The sequence below is a fragment of the Streptomyces sp. NBRC 110035 genome (assembly GCF_000829695.1).
Taxonomy (GTDB): Bacteria; Actinomycetota; Actinomycetes; order Streptomycetales; family Streptomycetaceae; genus Streptomyces.
The window spans coordinates 1-4,002 of sequence record NZ_BBNN01000044.1; the positions used below are offsets into that span (position 1 = coordinate 1).

General features: G+C 75.2%; 3 protein-coding genes. 2 read left to right on the forward strand and 1 reads right to left on the reverse strand.

The features are described 5' to 3' along the window. On the reverse strand, positions 1–526 hold a 526-nt coding region (locus TU30_RS28045), incomplete at its 3' end, for a transposase (protein ID WP_042175182.1). Positions 527–859: 333 nt separating this feature from the next. On the opposite strand from TU30_RS28045, the gene TU30_RS28050 reads away from it, so the two are divergent. Both TU30_RS28050 and TU30_RS28055 read left to right on the forward strand, forming a co-directional pair. Next, on the forward strand, positions 860–2,791 hold the full coding sequence (locus TU30_RS28050) for a membrane protein (RefSeq protein ID WP_042175185.1): 1,932 nt from the start codon (positions 860–862) through the stop codon (positions 2,789–2,791). Between the two features lie 205 nt (positions 2,792–2,996). Then, a partial coding sequence (locus TU30_RS28055) for a N,N-dimethylformamidase beta subunit family domain-containing protein (RefSeq protein ID WP_370626722.1) occupies positions 2,997–4,002 on the forward strand: 1,006 nt, incomplete at its 3' end.

Below are 4,002 nucleotides of genomic sequence, written 5' to 3' on the forward strand. Positions count from 1 at the left end.
GGGCAAGTGCGTCGAGCGCGGAACGCAAGGTCTCGGACACCATCTCCAGCCAGGACGGCTCCCGTACCGACGACAGCACATGCGTAGCGTCGGTGCGGGCCCGGCCTGTCGTTTTCAGCAGGCCTTTCTCCCGAGCCGCGACCAGGACGCCGTCCAGCACCCGCAGCCCGGCGTCAGCCTCCACCAGCCGATCCCGGAACTCCGACAGTACCGAGAAGTCGGACCCCGGATCGCCGAGCTGGAGGCCGAGCGCGTACTTGAAGTCGATCCTGGCCCGGACCGCTTCCGCGGCCTGCCGGTCGGTGAGCCCTTCGACGGACTGCAACACCGGTACCAGCGCGAGCCGACCCGGTGACCAGGCAGGCCTGCCCCGCGTCTGGAACAGGTCCACGGACTCCTCGTCCGTGAACAGTGACCCCGGTTCGTCCCGCACCCGGATCGCCGGACTCCCGTTCGGGAACGCGGCCCGCGCCACCCGCACCGTCTCCGCCGGGATCTCCCCAGACCCCTTCGGCTGCATCGACATCCGCACCCACCCCAAACGACAACGTCGGCCTTCAAGACCACAACCGGGTCTCGAAGGCCGACGTCACGCCAGGCCCCGGATCAACCGACAGCATCCCGTCTCAGGATCCGGGGCCCGATCCTTGCCCTCCGTCCTCCACCTTTCCCCTGAGCCATTCCATCGGGTGACCGATGCGGTATCCGGCTGACGAGGGCCGGAGCCCCAACTAGGGTGCCGCGCAAGCGTTCCGGCACTTGGCCCACCGACATTGCGATGTCGGTGACGGGTGCCACAGTGGGGAAGTGGACAACGCCGGGACAGCGTCAGGACCGTCGGGAGGGGGCGAGGCGGGTGATGAGCGGAGGCGGCATGGGCAGTGAGACGAGCACGCGGACCGCGCGTTCACGGGCGCTCGCGGTGCTGCGCCTGCGCGGCAGAGCACTGGCCGTCGCCCTGCTGCCCGCGGCCGCCGCCGTGATCCTGCTCGTCGGCGTCCCCACCGGCCATTTCACCGGCATCGGCTGGGACCTCGCCCGCTGGACGCTCACGCCGCTCGCCGTACTGGTCCTGTGCGCCGCCGCCGGGGTCGCCCTGGTCGTCGCCCGCGCCCGGCCCGCGATGACTCCGACGGTAGCGGTCGCCGAGGAGACCGCCCCGGACCTGTACCGGATGGTGCGTGACCTCGCCGACCGGCTGGGTGTCCCCGCCCCGTCCGCGATAGCGCTCACCCCCGACTGCGACAGCTGGCTGGAGGACCGCACCCATCCGGCGCACGGCAGCCCTCCGCCCGCCGGGGGGCACGGCGACACGGCGGGCGCGGGCCGGCATCCGCGCCACCGGGCCGTCGCCGCGCCCGTGCTGGTGATCGGCTCCCCGTTCCTGTGGTGGATGCGCGTCGGCGAGCTGCGCGCGGTCCTCGCGCCGGTCGTCGCCGGTACGGGGCCTTCGGCGCATCCGGACATAGCCGCCGCCCGGCGCTTCGTCCGCGGTCTCGACGCGGCGGTGGCGGTGACCTCGGAGCACCGCCGCGGGCCGGTGTTCCGCGCGGTGTTCGCGGGCCTCGGCTGGGTCGCGCGGGTGCTGCTGCGCAGCTGCCGGGGCCATGCGGCCGAGATGGAGCGCAGGGTCGCCGCGGCGGCGGCCGAGCGTGCCCAGGCGGTGGACTACGGGCTGCGGATCGTCGCCCAGGAGCAGGTGGGACTGGCGTACGCGGGCTGGGACCGGCTGCTCACCCGGGTCGCGCTGCCCGCCTGGCGGATGGGCCGCTGGCCCTCGCGGCTCAACGCGGGGGTGGTGGCCGCGCTCACCGAGCTGTCCCGCCGGGACCGGCTGGCCGAGGGGTTCGCCTCCCGCCTCGGCGAGCGGCCCGCCTGTGATCTGCTCGAGGAGCCCGGCACGGTGGACCAGGCCACCTCCCTGCTCGCCGCCCGGCTCTTCCACGGCGGCCCCGCCGGGCGTGGACCGGACTGGTCGCCGGTCCACTGGGGCGACTACCCGGAGGAGGTCGTCGACCGCAAGTGGCGTACGGACGCGGCCCGTCTGCACCGCGTCCTGGACACACTCGGCGTGAGCCCCGCCGTCGGCGCGGACAGCCCGGGCCCCGACGGCCCGACGCTCTCCCGCGTCCTCGACCACCTGACGGACCCCGGCCCGCGACCGCGTCCGGAGCCGGGCCGGGAACCGGGCTCCCGTGCGCAGCCCCCGCCGCACGCGATCCCGCCCGCCCACGGGGAACGCGGAGAAGACGGGATACGCGGGGACCGGGAAGCCGCCCCCGTCGCCGGAGCGGACCCGGGCGACGACGAGGACCTCGCCGGTACCACCCCACGCAGCGCCGCCCTGGCCGCCCGTATCGGCGCCGAAGTGGCCCGCGAGGCAGCGGCGGCCACCGCGCGGGCCGCGGCGGCCCCGGCCGTGAGCGCTCCGACGACCCCGACGGCTCCGGGCACCCCGATCACCCCGGCCCTGCCGCCCGCGCCGACGGACCCCGCTTTCCTCCGGGACGACCGGGCGTTGCCCCTGCTCCCCCTCCAGCCCCCGCGCACCGGTCGTGAACTGCTCGCCGACCACATCACGGCGATGGTCTGCTGTGCCGCCATGGACACCGCGGGCGCGACCCCCGGGCTCGACTGGCTCGACGGGCCGGCCCTCCTGGTGGGCGGCGTACGCGTCACGGACCTGCCCGCCCAGGTCATGGCGCTGATCGAGGAGGGTGACCCCACAGCCCTCCGCCTGTGGCTGGCCCGGCAGGGCATACGCCCGGAGAAGCCGGTCCGGTTGGTCTGAGCCGGACGGGCGGGGACGCCGACCCGCCCTCCCGACCCTCACCGGAGCCGGGCCTTCCGCTCTCGGCCGGTTCGCGACGAAGGGTGACGCGGCGTGTGCGCCATGTGATGTGCTTGGGCTGATCGCGCTCCTTGGCCAGGGCTTGCGACATACGACAAGCACATTGCTGACCGCCGGCAACGGGGCCTGCGGGAGGGGAGCGACCATGGGCGCGCAGCAGGGGCACCGCCGGATCGAGGGGTTCAGTTCCACCGGCGGGGTGGCCCCCGGAGGGACGATCGACTTCCACGTCACCGTCGACCCGCCCCAGGAGTTCCGCGTCGACGTCCACCGCGTCGGCCATTACGACGGCCAGGGCGCCACCCGGATCATGTCCGGTCCCCGGCTCGCCGGCATCGCGCAGCCCCCGCCGCTGACCGCCGGCCGGACGGTCTCCTGCCATCACTGGTGGCTGTCCTGGCGGCTGCCGGTCCCGTCGGACTGGAGCACCGGCGCCCACGTGGCCGTCCTGACCACCGCCGACGGCCGCCACCGCTCCCGGATCCCCTTCACGGTCCGCGACCACCGCCCGGCCGACCTGCTCGTCGTCCTGCCCGACATCACCTGGCAGCTCCACAACCGGTACCCGGGGGCCGACGGGACGGGCACGACCGACGCCGACGCCCGCATCGCGACCACCGTCTCCTTCGACCGTCCGTACGCGGGTGCCGGCCTGCCCCCGTACGCCGGTCACGCCTACGACGTCATCCGCTGGGCCGAGCGCTACGGCTACGATCTCGCCTACGCGGACGCCCGCGACCTGCACGCCGGCCGGGTCGACCCCACCCGCTACAAGGGCCTGGTCTTCCCCGGCCCCGACGCGTACTGGTCCCAGGCCATGCGCGGCACCGCGGAACACGCCCGTGCCCACGGCACCTCCCTCGTTTTCCTCTCCGCCCGGACCCTGTACGGGCGGGTGGAGCTCGCATCCTCTCCGTCCGGAGCCCCCGACCGCCTGCTGACCTGCCGCAGTGGCAGACGGCGGGGCCCGGACCGCGGGACCCCGGACCGCGGGACCCCGGACCGCGGGGCACCGGACCGCAGGACCCCGGACCGCGGGGCACCGGACCGCAGGACCCCGGACCGCGGGGCACCGGACCGCGGGGCACCGGACCGCGGGGCACCGGACCGCGGGGCACCGGACCGCGGGGCACCGGACCGCGGGGCACCGG

Bases quoted from the DNA above. Each gene is read 5' to 3' on its own strand.
- TU30_RS28050 (WP_042175185.1), top strand. From the start codon at position 860: ATGAGCGGAGGCGGCATGGGCAGTGAGACGAGCACGCGGACCGCGCGT.